An 18,095-nucleotide genomic window follows, 5' to 3' on the forward strand; every position below is an offset into this window, starting at 1 on the left:
GTTTCACTTTCTATTGTTTATATCTTTAAAATCTGCGTCTTCATGCTCCAAGAGCCAAGCTTTCTTTTCCACTCCTGCAGCATAACCTGTCAGACGCTTGCATGCTCCCAGCACACGATGACAAGGTACTAGGATAGACCAAGGATTGCGTCCTACCGCTCCGCCAATTGCTTGAGCAGAAGCCACTTGCAGATCTTGGGCTATTTGTCCATAGGTCACTGTCTGACCATAAGGAATTCTCTGTAAATAGGACCAAACTCGCTTTTCAAAATCCGTTCCGATTGGAGCCAAGGGCAAGTTGGATAAATCCTGAGACTTACCTTTAAAGTAAGCATCTAAGCAAGTAATAACTGGGTCTAAAATGGGATGACTAACAACTGCTTCTATCGTCTCATCTCCTAGTCCCCTCTCAAAATGCTTCTGCTCCTGCACCCAAATGCCATACAGATATTGCTCGTCAGCAACCAAAGACAAGGTTCCTATTGGCGAAAAGTAGAGCATTTTTACGTACTTCTTTTGCATTATTTCTTCAATTTTTGATAGGCCAAGCGTTCGCCATCAACTGGAACCTTACCAACCTGTTTAAAACCGAGTTTTTCAAAGATATGCTGCATGGCCTCGTTTGCAACATGCGTATCTGAGCGAAAATCTAGGTAATCAAATCCTTCAATCAAGCCTTCTAGGAAAGTCTGAGCAACCCCCTGTCCCTGCACATCTGCTGCCACAGCAATACGGTGAAAGACTAGGTACTCTGACTCTCCAGATTGCCATTTTCCTTCATAAATGGCTTCATAGGTTGCCTCTGGACTCTTGGTCACGGCTGCATAAGCTAGTAATTCTCCCTCTTCCAAGGCTACGTAGGCTTGACCTGAGATAATATCCTCAGTAATAATATCAGCATTTGGATAACCATTTTGCCACTGGTCACTACCAACATCTGCTAAACATTTTTTAGCATCTTCCATCACCTGCATGATGGCATCTACTTCATTTGGAAAAGCTAAACGAATCTCCATCTTTTCTCCTCATTTCTGACTAGTTTCTCCCATCATAGCATAATTTAAGTCTTTCTACAAGCAGTTAAAACTTGACTTTCTATTTCTATTATTTTATAATCTAGTTATTAAAACTAGATAAAAAGGAGTTGAAAATGAAAACTACCTTTTCCTACCCAAAATGGGCAGAAATCCCAAATATTGACCTCTATCTGGACCAGGTTTTGCTCTATGTCAATCAGGTCTGCTCCCCTATCTCTCCTGATAAAGACAAGGGCCTGACAGCATCCATGGTCAACAATTATGTGAAACATGGTTACCTAACAAAGCCTGACAAGAAAAAATACCAACGCCAACAGATTGCCCGTCTGATTGCTATCACAACCCTCAAGTCGGTATTCTCTATTCAAGAAATAGCTCAGACACTTAATACTCTCCAAACTCAAGCAAGTTCAGACCAACTCTACGATGCTTTTGTGGACTACATGAACCAAGGAATTGACCCAGCTAACCCCATTATCCAAACCAGCTGCCAAACCGTTAAACTCTATCATCAAACCCTAGCCTTAATCGATCATACTCAAGAGGAGGTAATCCAATGAACACTAGTCTTAAACTCAGCAAACAACTCAGTTTCGGAGAAGAGATTGCTAATAGTGTGACCCATGCCGTAGGTGCAGTCATCATGCTCATCTTACTGCCTATTTCATCAACCTATAGTTATGAGACACACGGATTTTTATCCTCTATCGGCGTTTCCATTTTCGTTATTAGTCTCTTTCTCATGTTCCTATCATCCACCATTTATCACTCTATGGCCTATGGTTCGACCCACAAATATGTCTTGCGAATCATTGACCATTCTATGATTTATGTTGCTATTGCTGGCTCTTATACACCTGTCGTACTGACTTTGATGAATAACTGGTTTGGCTATCTGATTATTGCTATCCAGTGGGGAACGACCATCTTTGGTATTCTCTATAAAATCTTTGCTAAAAAAGTCAATGAGAAATTTAGCCTTGCTCTTTACCTGATTATGGGCTGGTTGGTTCTGGCTATCATTCCTGCCATTATCAGTCAAACAACGCCAATTTTCTGGAGTCTCATGGTAACTGGCGGACTCTGTTATACAGTTGGAGCTGGATTTTACGCCAAGAAAAAACCTTATTTCCACATGATTTGGCATCTCTTTATCCTAGCAGCATCTGCCCTCCAATACATTGCCATTGTTTATTATATGTAAAAAAGTTGAGAATTTTTTCTCAACTTTTTTCTTTACACATATTGATAAAGTACTGGTGCAAGCTTACATCATCAGTCAATTCTGGATGAAAGGAAGTTACCAGCATATTTTTTTCTTGGGCTGCAACGATTTGATTGTCAACTGTTGCTAGAATTTCTACATCTTCTCCAACACTACTGATAATCGGCCCGCGAATAAAGGTCATCGGAATCTTGCCAACTCCCTTACATTCTGCTTCCGTATAGAAACTTCCTAGTTGGCGCCCATAGGCATTGCGCTCGACTACCATATCCATAGTTCCTAGATGACTCTCTTCCTGAGAAGTAATTTCCTTAGCCAGCAAAATTAAACCTGCACAGGTCCCAAACACTGGTAAGCCAGATAGAATGGCTTCTCGAATGGGAATCAGCATGTCCTGCTCACGTAAGAGCTTGCCCATGGTTGTAGATTCTCCACCAGGTAATATCAATCCCGACAAATCACTCTGATGTTTCTGAAAATCATCTAGATTTCTGATTTCAACACTCTCGACACCTAATTGATCTAGCACTTTTGCATGTTCTGCAAAGGCACCTTGCAAGGCCAATATTCCAATTTTCATCTATTTCCCTCGCTCAGCCATGAGAATTTGGATTTCATTTTCATTAATACCCACCATGGCTTCTCCTAGATCTTCAGAGATTTGAGCTAGGATCTGAGGATTTCGGAAATTGGTTACCGCTTTGACAATGGCACTCGCTCGTTTAACAGGATCTCCTGACTTGAAAATACCTGAACCGACAAATACACCTTCTGCCCCTAATTGCATCATCAGCGCGGCATCTGCTGGTGTTGCAACACCTCCAGCAGCAAAGTTTACAACTGGCAATTTTCCATGCTCATGGACGTATTGAACCAATTCTACAGGGACTTGTAAGTCCTTAGCAGCAACATAAAGTTCGTCCTCACGTAGGTTTTGAATGCGGCGAATTTCCTGATTCATCATACGCATATGACGAACAGCTTGGACGATATCCCCCGTACCCGGTTCTCCTTTGGTACGAATCATAGAAGCACCTTCAGCGATACGACGCAAGGCTTCGCCCAAATCCTTAGCTCCACAGACAAAAGGAACTTGGAATTCTTTCTTATCCACATGGAAACGGTCGTCAGCTGGAGATAAAACTTCACTCTCATCGATATAGTCAATTTCAATAGCCTCTAAAATCTGAGCTTCAACAAAGTGCCCGATTCTGACCTTGGCCATTACTGGAATGCTAACCGCTTCTTGGATTTCCTTAATCATCTTTGGATCACTCATACGGGAAACCCCACCAGCCGCACGGATATCAGCCGGAATTCGTTCCAAGGCCATCACAGCTGCCGCACCAGCAGCCTCTGCAATACGGGCTTGTTCAGGGTTCTGAACGTCCATGATAACCCCACCCTTGAGCATCTGCGCCAAGTTTTTATTTAGTTCATAACGATTTTCAGTCATTTCTTTATCCTCATCATTTGTATTGGTAGCTACCATTTCATTTTAAGTTAGATTAGAAGGAATCACAAGATAAAAATAATGTAATTGTATGGGTACACATTGATTAAAAAACTATCTGACCTTAACTTAAGGACAGATAGTTCATCAAATTTTATTTTTCAGCTGTAAGGGCAGCCATTGTGATGTAGTTGTATGGTTTGTTGAAGTGTGGCAAGAAGAATAGGTCTGTCAATGCCAATTTATCAATTGTCACATGCTCTTGGATAGCAAGTGAGAACATGTGGATTCCCATGCTGATTGCAGAATCGTGTGAAACCATTTGTGCACCAAGAATTTCACGGCTATCTTTGTCAAAGACAATCTTGATGGCAACTTCATGGTTGTCATGCTTCATAAATTCTGGTTTTTGAAGATCGTTAAAGCCTGTTTCAGTTGCATTGTAACCAGCAGCTTTCGCTTTTTCAAGAGTCAAACCAGTTGAAACCATGTGAAGACCGTAGATTGAGATACCATTTGAACCTTGAACACCAATTCCTTCCAATTCATGTCCACAAGCGTTGTATGCACCAACGATACCAGTACGAACAGCATTTGAAGCAAGAGCGATGTAGCTAGTGTCTTTACGAGCGTTGTCATAAACAGTCGCACAGTCACCTACTGCGTAAACGCCTGGGATAGATGTTTCTTGTTTCTTGTCTACAAGGAAGGCACCGTTACGGAAGAGTTCAATTTTTCCATCAGCAAGGGCTGTGTTTGGACGGAAACCAACTGCAAGGATAACCATATCCACATCGAAAGTTTCTTTATCAGTAATCAAGCGTTCAACTTTACCGTCACCCTCAATTACTTTAACAGTTTGACCAAGCGCCAAGCGGATGTTGTGGTCTTCCAAGTTCTTCGCCATCATTTGAGTGAAGTCTTTGTCGTAGTATCCGTTCAAGACAGTATCTACGATGTCAACAAGGACAACTTCTTTTCCAAGACGCTCAAAAGCTTCAGCAAGTTCAACACCGATGTATCCACCACCAACAACGGCGATACGGTCAAGGTGTTGGCTCTTGTCAGCCAATTTATGAATCACTTCTTCAGCATTTTGGTACAATTTAACGAATTGTACATTTTCAAGAGTTGCTTTAAATTCACGGTTTCCTTTAACAATTTCAACACCTTCGATTGGTGGCAAGATTGGTGTAGAACCTGTAGCGAAAATCAATTTATCGTATGATTCTTTGTGCTCTTTCCCTTCAACTTCTGCTGTAACTACTTTGTTATCATAGTCGATTGAAAGAACTGGTGAATTCATGTATACCTTAGCACCTTTAGCTTCCAATTTTTCTTTATCAGAATAGAACAAGCCTTCAGCACCGTCAATTTGTTCACCAATCCAAAGAGCCATTCCACATCCTAGGAAAGAGATGTTAGAGTTCTGGTCAAATACAACGATTTCGTTCTCATTTCCAAAATTATCCAACATAGTATTAATACATGCTGTACCAGCGTGGTTAGCACCAACTACAACGATTTTACTCATAGAAAAATTCCTACCTTCAATTTTAAATTTACCCCTCTAGTATAACATTTACTGTTAGCGTTTACAAGAGTTTTGCTAATTTTCCCGTTTTTTTTGTAAAAAAATGTAAATAATCTGTATTTTATCAGTCTTTCTTACAATTACTCTTTATTTTCTGAGCATATTTCTTGACAAGTTTACAAATTTTATTTGTGAAAACGCTGACTTTATGGTATGCTAGTATCATGAAAAGAAAATGTAAGGGGTTAAATTTAATATAAATTTACTATATTTCAGCCTTCTTTTCATAAAAGAAAGGAGTTGGTAGCTTGCCTCTTAGTTCACATTCCGAACGGCTAATGGGGACTACTATCACTATTGCATTAGTAGATGAACGAGCCGATAGCTTGATCCAGAAATCCTTTGATTTACTCAGAGAGCTCGAATACCGCTTCAATGCCAATAGCCAAGAATCTGAGTTGATGGAAATCAATCATCAAGCTGGAATAGCCCCCGTCAAGGTTCATCCAGACCTGTTCGAACTGATTTCACTTGGATTAGAGCATAGCCTCGCGCCATCTAGCCATCTCAATATCAGCATTGGTCCCTTGATTCAAACCTGGCGTATCGGTTTTTCAGATGCCAAAGTTGCCCAGCCTCAAGAAATCGAATCAATTCTCCCTTTAATCAATCCTCATTATATCGAGTTAGATTCTTCTACTTCTACTGTGTTTCTAAAACAGAAAGGAATGAAGATAGACCTAGGTTGTTTAGCCAAGGGTTATAGTGCGGATAAAGTTGCTCAATTTCTGAGAAAAGAGGGAGTGACATCTGCCTTGATCAATCTGGGAGGGAATATCCTGACTATTGGAAAAAATCAGGCAAGAGGAAATCAGCCTTGGCAAATCGGGATTCAAGACCCAGCCAATCCGAGGGGAAATCACTTAATGACCATCCCTGTTGTCAATAAATCTGTCGTGACTTCAGGCATTTATGAACGTCACCTGACTGTCGATGGAAAAGATTACCATCATATTTTTGACAGCCAAACAGGATATCCTGTTGAAACGGAACTAGCGAGTCTAACAATCATCTCTGATAAATCAGTTGATGGTGAAATCTGGACAACTCGTCTATTTGGAGAAAGACCTGCTTCTATCCTCTGGCAAGTCGAAAGTTTGGAGGGCATCGAAGCTATCCTCATCGATAAGGAAGGTCACCTAAGCTGTTCTTCAGGAATTCCTACTCTATAGAAACAAATGTTTCAATGGAGTTTTAAAATTGTATTATGTAAAAAGAGAAAGGAAATCTCATGTTAAAACTTATTGCTATTGTTGGAACAAATTCAAAACGTTCTACAAACCGCCAATTGCTTCAATACATGCAAAAACACTTTGCTGAAAAAGCTGAAATTGAACTTGTTGAAATTAAAGACATTCCTGTCTTCAACAAACCAGCTGACAAGCAAGTACCTGCTGAAATTTTAGAAATTGCTGCTAAAATTGAAGAGGCAGATGGCGTTATTATTGGTACTCCTGAGTATGACCACTCTATCCCAGCTGTTTTGATGAGCGCTCTTGCTTGGTTGTCTTATGGTATCTATCCACTTTTGAACAAACCAATCATGATTACAGGTGCTTCATATGGTACGCTTGGTTCATCACGTGCCCAATTACAACTTCGCCAAATCTTGAATGCCCCAGAAATCAAAGCAAGTGTCCTTCCAGATGAATTCTTGCTTTCACATTCTCTTCAAGCCTTCAATCCAAGTGGAGTTCTAGTGGATCTTGATGTTATCAAAAAATTAGATGCCACTTTTGACGACTTCCGTATCTTTGTAAAAATTACAGAAAAATTGCGCAACGCACAAGCCCTACTTCGCAAAGATGCTGAAGACTTTGACTGGGAAAATTTGTAAGATAGGAGACCAAAAAGAATGAAATTTGTTGGACTTGTAGGATCAAACTACGATCAATCATATAACCGTAAACTCTTGGAATTCATCCGTCGTCACTTCAAACTCAAATTTGAATTAGAAGTTCTCGAAATTGATGAAGTTCCAATGTTTAACCAAGACGAAAAATGGGACGAAAGCTTCCAATTGCGTCTCTTGTATAACAGAATTACGCGTGCTGATGGTGTCATTATTGCTACTCCTGAGCACAACCACACAATCTCAGCTTCTCTTAAATCAGTTCTTGAATGGCTTTCATACGAGGTTCATCCATTTGAAAACAAACCAGTCATGATTGTGGGAGCTTCTTACTACGACCAAGGTACTTCTCGTGCCCAAGTTCACCTTCGTAAGATTCTTGACGCTCCAGGTGTCAATGCCTATACACTTCCTGGAAACGAATTCCTTCTTGGTAAAGCCAAAGAAGCTTTTGACGCAGAGGGCAATATCACGAATGAAGGAACAGTTAAATTCCTCGAAACTTGCTTGGATAATTTTGTAAAATATGTAGGAGTTGTTTCAAAATTGAAAAAACCAAAACCAATTGAGCCAGAAGATTTATATTGTACAAATTCAATTGCAACTACTATCCAAGGTGTTGATCCAGATGATCCTGAATGGGTAGAAAAAGCTGCTGAACTTGTTGGAGCTGTTTCTGGAGATACTTACGTTAAATTAGACCACGGTATCTTGACAGTTAACCAACTTGACATGTTCTTGAAAGCAATGCCATTTGAATTGACATTTGCAGATGATAATAATCAATTCTTGTACTTTAATAACGCACACCAAGACCCAGATACAATGTTTGGTAAACGTGTACGTGCTCAATCAGGAAATAGATTAGGAACAGTACACGGTACATTACCAGATTCTAGAATGAAAAACGTTGAATGGGTTGTCGGCGTATTGCGTAACGGGGATCAAGAATATGTCCGTACAATTGTGCCAGGAACACCTGAAGGTGTTATTAATACCCATAATTACCAAGCAATGTACTACCCAGATGGTTCATATGCTGGAATTAATGAAATTATCTTTAATTTCCAACCATGGCTTGACTGGTACCTCAATACAACTGGTCAACGTTTAGTCGGTGGAAATGCTGCAGCTCCTGCTGGCGGACATGGTCACGGTGATGCAGATGCTACATCTGGAGCTTCTGATTCAGGTGATGCCGGTGGTCACGGTGGTGGCGCAGACGCTACATCTGGAGCAAGTAACTAATAACTTTAGGAACCATCTTGGTTCCTTTTTTAACGAAAAAAGACTAGCAAACACAAATTGCTAGTCTTTTGGTTATTATTTCATATATCTTTACTAAAAGAAAGAATATTTATTATGAGTTTGGATCATCAAGACTACGACCATGTAAACCTTTTTCACGTTGGACTTGGCGTAGTTTTTCTGGTGTAACATCGTTTCCTTCTTCATCCACAATTTTGATTCCCTCAATGTGGTGACGAACAGAGCGACGATAACCTTCGATGTACTCCTCACGTAGTTTAGCTTGTTCCACTTTTTCTTCTGGTGTCAAGCCTTCTGCTTTTTTCTTTTTAGCAAGCTCGTTGATACGATCAATTTTTTTCTGATCCATTTCTTCTCCTTTGTGATAAGATAAAGTCCGTTTATCAAATTTTATTTAGTGTTAATTTGGTTAAAACGAGCAAGTTTAGCTGCTTTTTGAGTTAAATGAGACAAGATAGCCAAACGATTTTGACGGACAGTCTGATCTTCTGCCATTACCATGGTATTCTCAAAGAAAGCATCAATAACTGGACTAAGCGCAAAGAGTTGTTTCAATTGCTGACTTGCAGAACCTGATAAAACAAGCGTATCTACTGCTTCAGCCAAGGTTTTTTCTTGATCATTTTCAAAGAGTGCTGAATCAACTGTGGCAACTTCTTCTGCCTTCTCAGCCAAATTAAAGGCACGAGAGAGCGATTCAATAGATGGTTTGAAGTCTTCTTCCTTGCTTGCTTCTACGAGAGCACTTGCTGCTTCCAACATATCCGCCACAACAAAGTTTGAACTTGCAAGTACTGCTTCCTTGATATCTTTTGGAGTAGAACCCATCATCTTATCAACACGAGCCTTGATAAAGTCCATAACTTCAGCTTTATTTTCATAAGTCAAGCTGTCAAAATTCAATGCATAAAGGCTATCAATCAGCTCATCCATAGCAATGTGCCAACCAAAGGCATCCAAGATACGAACCACACCTTGGGTCGCACGACGAAGGGCATAAGGGTCATTAGAACCTGATGGAATCAAACCTACTGAGAAGAAACTCAAAATCGTATCCAATTTGTCTGCAATGGCAAGAACTGCACCGACCTTGCTCTCTGGAAGCTCTCCTTCAGCTGATGTAGGCATGTAGTGTTCACGAATAGCAACTGCTACCGCTGGAGTTTCCCCAGCAAGAAGGGCATATTTTTCACCCATAATTCCTTGGAGCTCGTCAAATTCACCAACCATCCCAGTCAACAAGTCAAACTTGTAAATGGCAGCTGCGCGAGCTAGGTCAACTGTTTCATCCACTGACAAGCCAGCTTTTTCTGCCAAGAGAATAGCAATCTGCCCCGTACGAATCATGTGCTCACGAAGGGAACCAATCTTCTCATGGAAGGTGACATTGTTTAATTTTTCAACAAGGTCTGAAATCACCAATTTTTGGTCTTCACGCCAGAAGAATTCACCGTCTTCTAAACGAGCTACCAAGACTTTTTCATTTCCTTTGATAACATTTTCCAAATGCTCTGCATTTCCGTTACGAACAGAAATGAAGTTTGGCAAGAGTTTTCCATCTTGATCACGAACAACAAAGTAACGTTGGTGTTCCTTCATCGAAGTCACCAAAACTTCTTCTGGTACTTCAAGGTATTTAGCATCAAAACTTCCCATAAAAGCAGTTGGGTATTCAACCAAGTTCAAGACTTCATTAAGCAAGTCCGCATCAATTTCGATACTTACACCATGCTCAGCTTCGATTGCCTTAATTTGGTCAACAATCATTTGCTCACGTTCACGTGGATCTGCGATTACAAACTGCTTACGAAGATCTTCTTCATAACTCAAAGCTGACTGAATTTTGGTTTCTTTCCCCAAGAAACGATGACCACGGCTGACACGGTCTCCCTTGATATCAAGGAAATCCAAATCAAACTCTTCTTCATCTAAAAGAACAGTTAAAGTGTGAACAGGGCGGATGTATTCAAAGGTGTTGTTAGCCCAGTGCATGCTGACAGGGAAAGTCAAGGACTTCAAGACATCTACAACACCAGGAACAATGGCTTCAACTGCTTGACCAATTTCTTCCTTAGTGACATAGACATATTCTTCACCCTTAATTTCACGGAATTCGATATCTTCAACCGTCAAACCTTTGCCACGAACAAATCCTTGGGCTGCTTTGGTGAAATTTCCATCACTATCCAAGGCAATTTTCTTTGCTGGACCCTTGAAATCTTCTGTCAAATCAGACTGTTTGTCTGCAAGACCAGTCACACGAACAGCTAAACGACGTGGTGTTGAGAAGGTTTGAATAGCTTCAAAAGACAGACGGTTTTCCTTGAGGAAGGCCGCCATTTTTTCGCCCAGTTGTTTTTCACTTGGTGTGACAACATAGGCTGGTAATTCTTCAAGACCAAGTTCTACTAATAAGTTTTTTGTCATGTTTTTTCCTTTACATTTTCTTCAATCTTTTTTGATATGCACCTTAGGTACTGGGGACGTCGCTAACTAACTTTGTGAGTCTGTATGGAAATCTAATACTAAATTGATCAAGATTTCCAACAGTCTCATCAAAGTGGATTTAGCTGACTAATTTTTGAACCTAAGGTTTCAAAAATCCCCACATAACAGTACGGCGGTGCATATCCCTCTAGCAAGTCTTCGACTTGCCTCTAACGATTTTAGAGCACAATATTACTCACTATTCTGCGTCTTCTGCTAAGAGTTTAGCTCGTGTTGCTTCATCCAAAAGTGGGTAGCCTAGGCGTTTTCGTTCTGCGACAAAGGTTTTAGCTACGACACGGGCCAAGTTACGGATACGGGCGATATAGCCTGCGCGTTCGGTTACAGATACGGCACCACGCGCATCAAGCAGGTTAAAGGTATGTGAACATTTGAGAACATAGTCATAGGCGGGGTGAACCAAACCTTCTTCCAAAGCACGACCAGCTTCTTTTTCAAACTTATCAAAGTTTTCAAGCAACATTTCTTGATCCGAAATTTCAAATGAATATTTTGAGTGTTCGTACTCAGGCTGGATGAAGATTTCTCCGTATTTTACACCATCAGCCCATTCGATATCATAGACAGAGTCTACTTCTTGAATGTAAGAAGCCAAACGCTCTAAACCATAGGTAACTTCCGCAGTCACAGGGCCAGTTGCCAATCCACCGACTTGTTGGAAATAAGTGAACTGAGTGATTTCCATACCGTCAAGCCAAACTTCCCAACCAAGACCAGCTGAACCAGTTGATGGATTTTCCCAGTTATCCTCAACGAAACGAATATCATGCTCCAAAGGATTGATACCCAATTTTTCCAAAGATTCAAGGTAAAGTTCTTGGATATTTGATGGAGAAGGCTTCATAACTACTTGGAATTGGTGGTGTTGGTAAAGACGGTTAGGATTTTCCCCGTAACGACCGTCCGCAGGACGACGTGATGGCTCTACATAAGCCGCATTCCATGGCTCTGGTCCGATAGCACGAAGAAAAGTGTAAGGACTCATTGTTCCCGCACCTTTTTCATTGTCATAAGCCTGCATGAGCATACAACCTTGGTCATTCCAAAATTGTTGCAAAGTAAGGATGATTTCCTGGAAAGTCAATTTTTTAGACATTATTTACTCCTTTTTATATAAATTACTTGCGACACGAGTCTGCCTCGTCGATTATACGAGGCAAGACGAGTTAGTACTGCGTCTAGCTCAGGCACTCTAGTGCTGAGCGTGGGGTAGCCCGACTGTAAGGAGGTCTCTGCCACTGACGCAGTAAAATGTTAATTTCTTAGACATTGAATACTCCTTTAATTTATATTATCTTCTTAGATTTATTTTTCAAGCAACCAAGAAAAGGCTGGGTCCTGAAAAATATGACGTTTAGGAACAGTTTGTAAATTCTGATCGCTTTCATCTATTGTACCTAATTTCAAAGCACAGACTTCTGGTATATTTTCTTGAACAGTGAAAATTTGACTATGACAGTTCTGGCAGTAATAACGCTGTTTTCCTGGAGAAGAACTATAGGAAACAAGCTTTTCTTTTCCATGCAATACTAGCTTTTCACTGCTAACTTTAGCATTAACTGTATAGGCAGACGCAGTTGCTTTCCGACAAAATGAGCAATGACAAAAAACTAATTCCGATAATTCCTCATCTAGAGTGTAGGTCACTGCTTTACATAAACAAGATCCTTTAAGCATTATGCTCCTTTCTACTTAGGCATTAGACGAATTCAAAAAGAACCGAATTTCAACACCCAAGCCTTGCGACTAGGGGCGTCAGAAACGCGGTTCCACCCTAATTTATTACTTCATTGTTTTTAAAAATATTACAGAAAGCGCCAGTTCTTTATTTTGCCCTACTTGGCTCCCACTATCCCAAGTTCGCTTGAAGAACGCCATAAGACTTTCTTTCCTGCTGACTATTATATCAAAAATTAGCACAATGTACAATTCTTTTTATGATTTTCTAGAAATCCATATCATCAACTCGTGGAGCACCAGACTGAACAACAATTGTTTTTAAGGTTTCACGTTCCTTATGACTCAGTTCAATTCCAAAGCAATCAAGATTAGCCTGAATACGAGAAGCTGTGACAGATTTTGGAAGTGGTAAAAATCCTTCTGCTAAGCTCCAGGCCAAGGCTATCTGAGCAACCGATTTACCATGATTTAACGCGATTTCTTGCACTTGCTTGCTATCAAACAGTTCTCCCTGACCAAAAGGGCCCCAAGCTTCCAATAAAATTCCTTTTTCTAGACAGTAATCTACCACTTCCTCTTGATACACACCTGGAGCCAAACGAACTTGATTGACCGCTGGAACGATAGTTGCTGTTTCAAGCAAGGCATCCAAATGATGGGGAAGGAAATTACTAACTCCAATAGCACGGATTTTGCCTTCTTGATAGAGGTCTTCCATAGCTCTCCAAACTTCTGAATTTCGGATTTTCCAGTGGTTATTTTCTCTGAGCGGTTTTGGATTTGGCCAATGAATCAAATACAAATCCAAATAATCCAAGCCAAGTTTCTCTAAAGACTCTTCAAAAGCCTGACGAGCTTGCTCATAGCTATGATTTGTATTCCAGAGTTTGCTGGTTACAAAAATTTCCTCACGCAGAACTCCACTATCTTGAATGGCACGACCAACGCTTTCTTCATTTTTATAAATAGCTGCCGTATCGATATGGCGATAGCCTGCCTTTAAAGCCTCTAGTACAGCTTGATATGCAATCTCTCCATTTTCAGCTTTCCAGGTTCCAAATCCCAGTACTGGAATTGTAACACCATTGTTTAAAGTATAAGATTTCATTATTTTTCCTTTCTATGAGAAGAAAATCCAAAGAGCCAAATTTTCAAGGAAAACTTTTCTCTTTAGATTTTGTGTATTATTGATTGCGGTCGTAGTAGAGCTGGTGAGCTTTAAGACGAGTATCTAACAAATCTGGAATGGTCACAAAGTCATACCCTTGCCCTTTCAAATAGTCAATAACCTTCGGTAGAGCATTGACCGTCTCAGCATGGATATCATGCATGAGAATAATAGAACCATTCTTGACTTCTCGTTGAATTTCTGTCAAAATCGCTGCTTCATTTTTGTTCTTCCAGTCCAGACTATCCACATCCCACATAATAAAGCTCAAATCAAGGCTATTGCGAATGTCGTCTGTAATGGCTCCATAAGGCGGACGCATGAGTTTGGAACTAGAACCCAACACTTTAGTTAGCGCATCCTCAGTATCAGTAATTTGTTTTTTAGCTTCATCAAGGGAAAGTTTTGAAAGCACTGGATGACTCCAACTATGGTTTCCAATGACATGTCCATCCGATTTCATGCGTTTCAAAATCTCTTCATTTCCAGAAACATTCTTACCTAGAACAAAGAAAGTTGCCTTGATACCATACTTAGAAAGAGTATCTAATGCTTGATTTGTCGTTGCAGGATTTGGTCCATCATCAAAAGTCAGGGCCACTACTTTACGATTTTTCTTTTCATAATAAGCCTTATATAGCTCTGCATCCTTATCTAATAAATAAGAGGACTGAATAACTTCAAAGAAACTAGATACTGGCAAGGCAATCTCGTCTAGATTTTCAACTGACTGACTTGGATAAAGGATAATCTGACTATCCTTGTAATCAAAATTCCATGCAGACAAGTCTTGGTCAGAGAAACCTTTAACAACTTGATCAATCTTTTCTTGCTCCAATTTCTTGTCCTGTAAGAAAGAAGTCAGTTCTTTTATCAGTTGCTCTTTAGCCTTACTAGCATCTGAAAATAATTGATCAAGTGTAAAAGATTTGCCATCTTCTGTCAAATGTACTTTTGCCAGACTAGTTTTTTCAGTCTCTTCAACTTTTGACGAAGTTAAATCATAGATTTGTTTCATCACACTTCGGTTGACAATCCCTTTTAAAGTCGAATCCTGTTTCTCCGTATAATAAAAAACCAGATTCTCCTTGTCTTCTAAATTTTCCTTAATATCCTGCACTATGATTTCTTTTACAGACGAAATCACTTGCTCCCCTTGGAGAGGATAATAGGTAATCACTTCGGCTTGTCCTTTACGAAAATGATCCTTCTGATTTCCCTCACTCAATTGATCATCTTTCTCTTTTTTAAGCGATTCAATCTTTTGTTCAAAGTTTTGTTTTGAAAATACCTTGTAGCCAATCATCGATCCAAGAACACAAATACTTACTGAGAAGATAGCTACTAGGGCTATTAAACCGATTCTCTTTTTATCGTGCTCAACACGATTTGCTCTACTTTTATCCATAAGACCATCATATCAAATTCAGGCTATAATTTCAATGATTTTAGAGGAAACAGTATATTAAAAAGAGAGGAAGTTCCCCTCTTAAGATTTTATTTTACAGCTTCTTTCAAAGCATCTACCTTATCCAAACGTTCCCATGGAAGGTCAATATCTGTACGTCCCATGTGTCCATAAGCCGCTGTTTGACGGTAAATTGGGCGCTTGAGGTCCAGCATTTGGATAATTCCTGCAGGGCGAAGATCAAAGATTTGACGAGCCGCTTTTTCAAGTTTGCTTTCAGCTACTGTTCCTGTACCGAAGGTATCGATACGGACAGAGACAGGCTGGGCAACACCGATAGCATAGGCCAATTGCACTTCCGCTTTTTTAGCCAAACCTGCTGCAACAATATTCTTGGCAATATAACGAGCTGCATATGAGGCAGAACGGTCCACCTTAGTCGCATCTTTACCAGAGAAGGCACCACCACCGTGACGAGAGTAGCCACCATAGGTATCCACGATAATCTTACGACCAGTCAAGCCTGAGTCTCCTTGAGGTCCACCGATTACAAATCGACCAGTTGGATTGATGAAGAATTTTGTTTGCTCATCCAAGTAAGAGGCTGGAATAACCTCTTTGATAACCTTGCTAATGACATCATTGTGAATTTGTTCGTTGCTGACTTCTGGATCGTGCTGAGTTGAAATAACAACTGTGTCCACACGTACTGGACGGTCATTTTCATCATACTCAACTGTAACTTGTGATTTAGCATCTGGACGAAGATAGCTGATTTCACCAGACTTACGAAGTTCTGCCAGACAACGAACCAACTTATGACTGAGTGAAATTGGCAATGGCATGAGCTCTTCTGTTTCATCCACTGCAAATCCAAACATGAGCCCTTGGTCTCCAGCTCCAATTAAGTCCAATGGATCTTGGTCTGCATTTCCACGAACCTCCAAGGCTTCATTAACACCTTGGGCAATATCTGGTGACTGCTCAACAAGTGACGGATGGACTCCCACCGTCTCAGCAGAAAAACCATATTCTGTATTGGTGTAGCCAATCTCTGCAATGGTATCACGAACCACACGGTTAATATCCACATAGGCATTTGTAGATATTTCACCAAAAACATGGACGGAACCAGTATATACAGCTGTCTCAGCAGCAACGTGCGCATCTGGATCCTTAGCTAAAATAGCATCCAAAATCGCATCTGAAATTTGGTCTGCAATCTTATCTGGATGCCCCTCAGATACAGATTCAGACGTGAATAATTTACGTTCTGACATAAAAATGTCCCCCCTTAAAAATAGTGTTATAGAGTTACAAAGTACTGATAGGAAATTTCTTAGTGCTGAATACCTACCATCTTATCGGGACTATATAACTTTATCATTATACCATTTTTTAACGCAATTTACAGTCTTTAATGTAGTGTTTCTGTTTAGATAGTTCGTTCTCATAAATAAAAAAAGTTGGAGCTCAGTACTCCAACAATTACTATTAAAATGTTTGGCGTTTTGCTTTGCGCTCTGCACGACCGCGAGCACGATTTTCAGCACGCTTGGTTTTGCGGCGCTTTTCATCAACCGCCCATTGAATTTTTTTCTTATAACCTGGTTTGACTTTTTTCTTTTTCTTTTTAACCAAACCAATCATTTCGATATCAAGTTTATCTTGTTTTTTCTCACGGCTGACACGACGATCACGGTCATAAGTATCTTGAAATTCCCCATCTTTGACCATCTTAGGAGTAAACTTGATTCCCAATTTCTCCAACTCACGGATATCCGAGTCATCACTTGGCTGATAAAGGGTAATAGCTGTACCTGGTAGGCCATTTCGTCCAGTACGACCAACACGGTGAACAAAGAAGGACAAATCTTGCGGAATAGCATCATTGATGACATGGCTGACACCTTCAATGTCAATTCCACGCGCTGCCAAATCTGTTGCGACAATATACTCAAAATCCAGATTTTTCACCTGGTTCATGATACGTTTGCGCTCACGAGGGGCAATACCCCCATGGATTTTTGCCACCTTCAAGCCTTGAGCAGTCAGATATGAATACAATTCATCAGCACGCGTTTTAGTGTTAACAAAAATCATTGCCAAATACGGTTGCATCAACTGAGTCAACTGGTAAATTTGAGCATTCTTGTCACGTCCCTTTGTAGAAATCAACCAATTATCAATGGTATCAGAAATGACCGTTTTGGTCTTGATTTTCTCCATAACAGGATTTGACAAGTATTTTTTCAAGAATGGTTGCAGTTTTTGTGGGATAGTCGCTGAGAAGACCATGAATTGCAAGTCTTTTGGAAGGCTTCCAGCAATCTTATCAACAGTTTCCAAGAATCCCATATCCAAGGTCATATCTGCCTCATCGACCACAAAGGTCTTAGCCTTGTGAATAGCTAGGTCACCAGACTTAACTAAGTCATAAATACGGCCAGGCGTTCCGATAACAATATGAGGCTGGTTACTTGCCAATTTGTCAATCTGGCGAGCCTTATCTGTACCACCCACATAATTAACCACACGAATTTCTACCTCTGAGTGGGCTGCAATCTGACGGGCTGCTTGGTAAATTTGAGTAGCTAATTCACGGCTCGGTGCAGTAATGACTGCTTGAACACTATCGCTGGCTTCATCTAATTGCTGGAAAATCGGCAATAGGAAAGTGTGAGTCTTACCCGAACCTGTTTTTGATTCTCCAACCAAATCTCGGCCTGCCAAGACAATGGGAATCAACTTATCTTGTACCTCTGTTGGAGTTATAAATTTCAACTCCTCCAAGGCTTCTCTAATATAGTTTTTAAATTGAAATTTCGTAAATGACATAATATCCTCGATTCTATCTATCCTATCAATTATACCACATTTTATTCCATTTCAGTAGTCTCA

General features: G+C 40.3%; 18 protein-coding genes. 5 read left to right on the plus strand and 13 right to left on the minus strand.

Features of this window, described 5'->3' with window-relative positions; genetic code table 11:
* Positions 1–3: 3 nt before the first annotated feature.
* The gene (locus tag QM408_RS01670) at positions 4–522 is read right to left on the minus strand and encodes a methylated-DNA--[protein]-cysteine S-methyltransferase (RefSeq protein WP_020901893.1); all 519 of its coding nucleotides are present in this window, start codon (positions 520–522) and stop codon (positions 4–6) included.
* Entirely contained in the window at positions 522–1,016 is a 495-nt protein-coding gene (locus tag QM408_RS01675; RefSeq protein ID WP_023948272.1) for a GNAT family N-acetyltransferase, read from the minus strand. Before QM408_RS01675 ends, QM408_RS01670 begins: the two co-directional genes overlap by 1 nt.
* Before the next feature lie 134 nt (positions 1,017–1,150).
* On the opposite strand from QM408_RS01675, the gene QM408_RS01680 reads away from it, so the two are divergent.
* Together QM408_RS01680 and trhA are read left to right on the plus strand one after the other, a co-directional pair.
* Positions 1,151–1,597 carry a DUF1836 domain-containing protein gene (locus QM408_RS01680; protein WP_000858732.1) on the plus strand — a complete coding sequence of 149 codons (447 nt, stop codon included), beginning with the start codon at positions 1,151–1,153 and terminating at the stop codon, positions 1,595–1,597.
* Positions 1,594–2,241, plus strand: coding sequence for a PAQR family membrane homeostasis protein TrhA (gene trhA / locus QM408_RS01685; protein WP_001098000.1), 648 nt, complete (start codon positions 1,594–1,596; stop codon positions 2,239–2,241). The genes QM408_RS01680 and trhA overlap by 4 nt, the downstream gene beginning before the upstream one ends.
* A 19-nt stretch (positions 2,242–2,260) precedes the next feature.
* On the opposite strand, the gene pdxT is transcribed toward trhA, so the two are convergent.
* The 3 genes from pdxT to nox form a co-directional block, all read right to left on the minus strand.
* Complete coding sequence (gene pdxT / locus QM408_RS01690; protein ID WP_023948274.1) at positions 2,261–2,842, minus strand: pyridoxal 5'-phosphate synthase glutaminase subunit PdxT; 582 nt, start codon at positions 2,840–2,842, stop codon at positions 2,261–2,263.
* Entirely contained in the window at positions 2,843–3,718 is an 876-nt protein-coding gene (pdxS, locus tag QM408_RS01695; RefSeq protein WP_000138517.1) for a pyridoxal 5'-phosphate synthase lyase subunit PdxS, read from the minus strand.
* Positions 3,719–3,869: 151 nt separating this feature from the next.
* Positions 3,870–5,249, minus strand: coding sequence for a H2O-forming NADH oxidase (nox, locus tag QM408_RS01700; protein WP_414373343.1), 1,380 nt, complete (start codon positions 5,247–5,249; stop codon positions 3,870–3,872).
* A gap of 308 nt (positions 5,250–5,557) precedes the next feature.
* Here nox and QM408_RS01705 point away from each other — a divergent pair, with 308 nt between their 5' ends.
* The 3 genes from QM408_RS01705 to QM408_RS01715 are packed head-to-tail and all read left to right on the plus strand — an operon-like array spanning position 5,558 to position 8,409.
* Positions 5,558–6,481, plus strand: a complete 924-nt coding sequence (locus tag QM408_RS01705; RefSeq protein ID WP_023948280.1) for an FAD:protein FMN transferase — start codon at positions 5,558–5,560, stop codon at positions 6,479–6,481.
* Between the two features lie 59 nt (positions 6,482–6,540).
* The gene (locus QM408_RS01710) at positions 6,541–7,146 is read left to right on the plus strand and encodes an NADPH-dependent FMN reductase (protein WP_020903507.1); all 606 of its coding nucleotides are present in this window, start codon (positions 6,541–6,543) and stop codon (positions 7,144–7,146) included.
* An 18-nt stretch (positions 7,147–7,164) separates the two neighbouring features.
* Positions 7,165–8,409 carry an NAD(P)H-dependent oxidoreductase gene (locus tag QM408_RS01715; protein ID WP_414373347.1) on the plus strand — a complete coding sequence of 415 codons (1,245 nt, stop codon included), beginning with the start codon at positions 7,165–7,167 and terminating at the stop codon, positions 8,407–8,409.
* A 112-nt stretch (positions 8,410–8,521) separates the two neighbouring features.
* Here the strand turns inward: QM408_RS01715 and QM408_RS01720 are convergent, their stop codons facing one another.
* From QM408_RS01720 to QM408_RS01755, 8 genes are all read right to left on the minus strand, one after another.
* A complete protein-coding gene (locus QM408_RS01720) occupies positions 8,522–8,779 on the minus strand; it encodes a DUF896 family protein (RefSeq protein ID WP_000372163.1) in 258 nt (85 codons plus the stop codon).
* Positions 8,780–8,820: 41 nt separating this feature from the next.
* The gene (glyS, locus tag QM408_RS01725; protein ID WP_308696770.1) at positions 8,821–10,857 is read right to left on the minus strand and encodes a glycine--tRNA ligase subunit beta; all 2,037 of its coding nucleotides are present in this window, start codon (positions 10,855–10,857) and stop codon (positions 8,821–8,823) included.
* 259 nt (positions 10,858–11,116) lie between these two features.
* Entirely contained in the window at positions 11,117–12,034 is a 918-nt protein-coding gene (glyQ, locus tag QM408_RS01730; protein ID WP_000038733.1) for a glycine--tRNA ligase subunit alpha, read from the minus strand.
* 209 nt (positions 12,035–12,243) lie between these two features.
* Complete coding sequence (locus QM408_RS01735) at positions 12,244–12,615, minus strand: GFA family protein (RefSeq protein WP_000912013.1); 372 nt, start codon at positions 12,613–12,615, stop codon at positions 12,244–12,246.
* Between the two features lie 268 nt (positions 12,616–12,883).
* The gene (locus QM408_RS01740; protein WP_023948286.1) at positions 12,884–13,726 is read right to left on the minus strand and encodes an aldo/keto reductase; all 843 of its coding nucleotides are present in this window, start codon (positions 13,724–13,726) and stop codon (positions 12,884–12,886) included.
* Positions 13,727–13,802: 76 nt separating this feature from the next.
* Complete coding sequence (gene pgdA, locus QM408_RS01745) at positions 13,803–15,194, minus strand: peptidoglycan-N-acetylglucosamine deacetylase PgdA (protein ID WP_414373351.1); 1,392 nt, start codon at positions 15,192–15,194, stop codon at positions 13,803–13,805.
* A gap of 89 nt (positions 15,195–15,283) precedes the next feature.
* Complete coding sequence (gene metK, locus QM408_RS01750) at positions 15,284–16,474, minus strand: methionine adenosyltransferase (RefSeq protein ID WP_261125979.1); 1,191 nt, start codon at positions 16,472–16,474, stop codon at positions 15,284–15,286.
* Between the two features lie 214 nt (positions 16,475–16,688).
* The gene (locus QM408_RS01755) at positions 16,689–18,032 is read right to left on the minus strand and encodes a DEAD/DEAH box helicase (RefSeq protein WP_414373355.1); all 1,344 of its coding nucleotides are present in this window, start codon (positions 18,030–18,032) and stop codon (positions 16,689–16,691) included.
* Positions 18,033–18,095 lie beyond the last annotated feature (63 nt).

Source organism: Streptococcus mitis (assembly GCF_047464965.1).
Taxonomy (GTDB): Bacteria; Bacillota; Bacilli; order Lactobacillales; family Streptococcaceae; genus Streptococcus; species Streptococcus mitis_DU.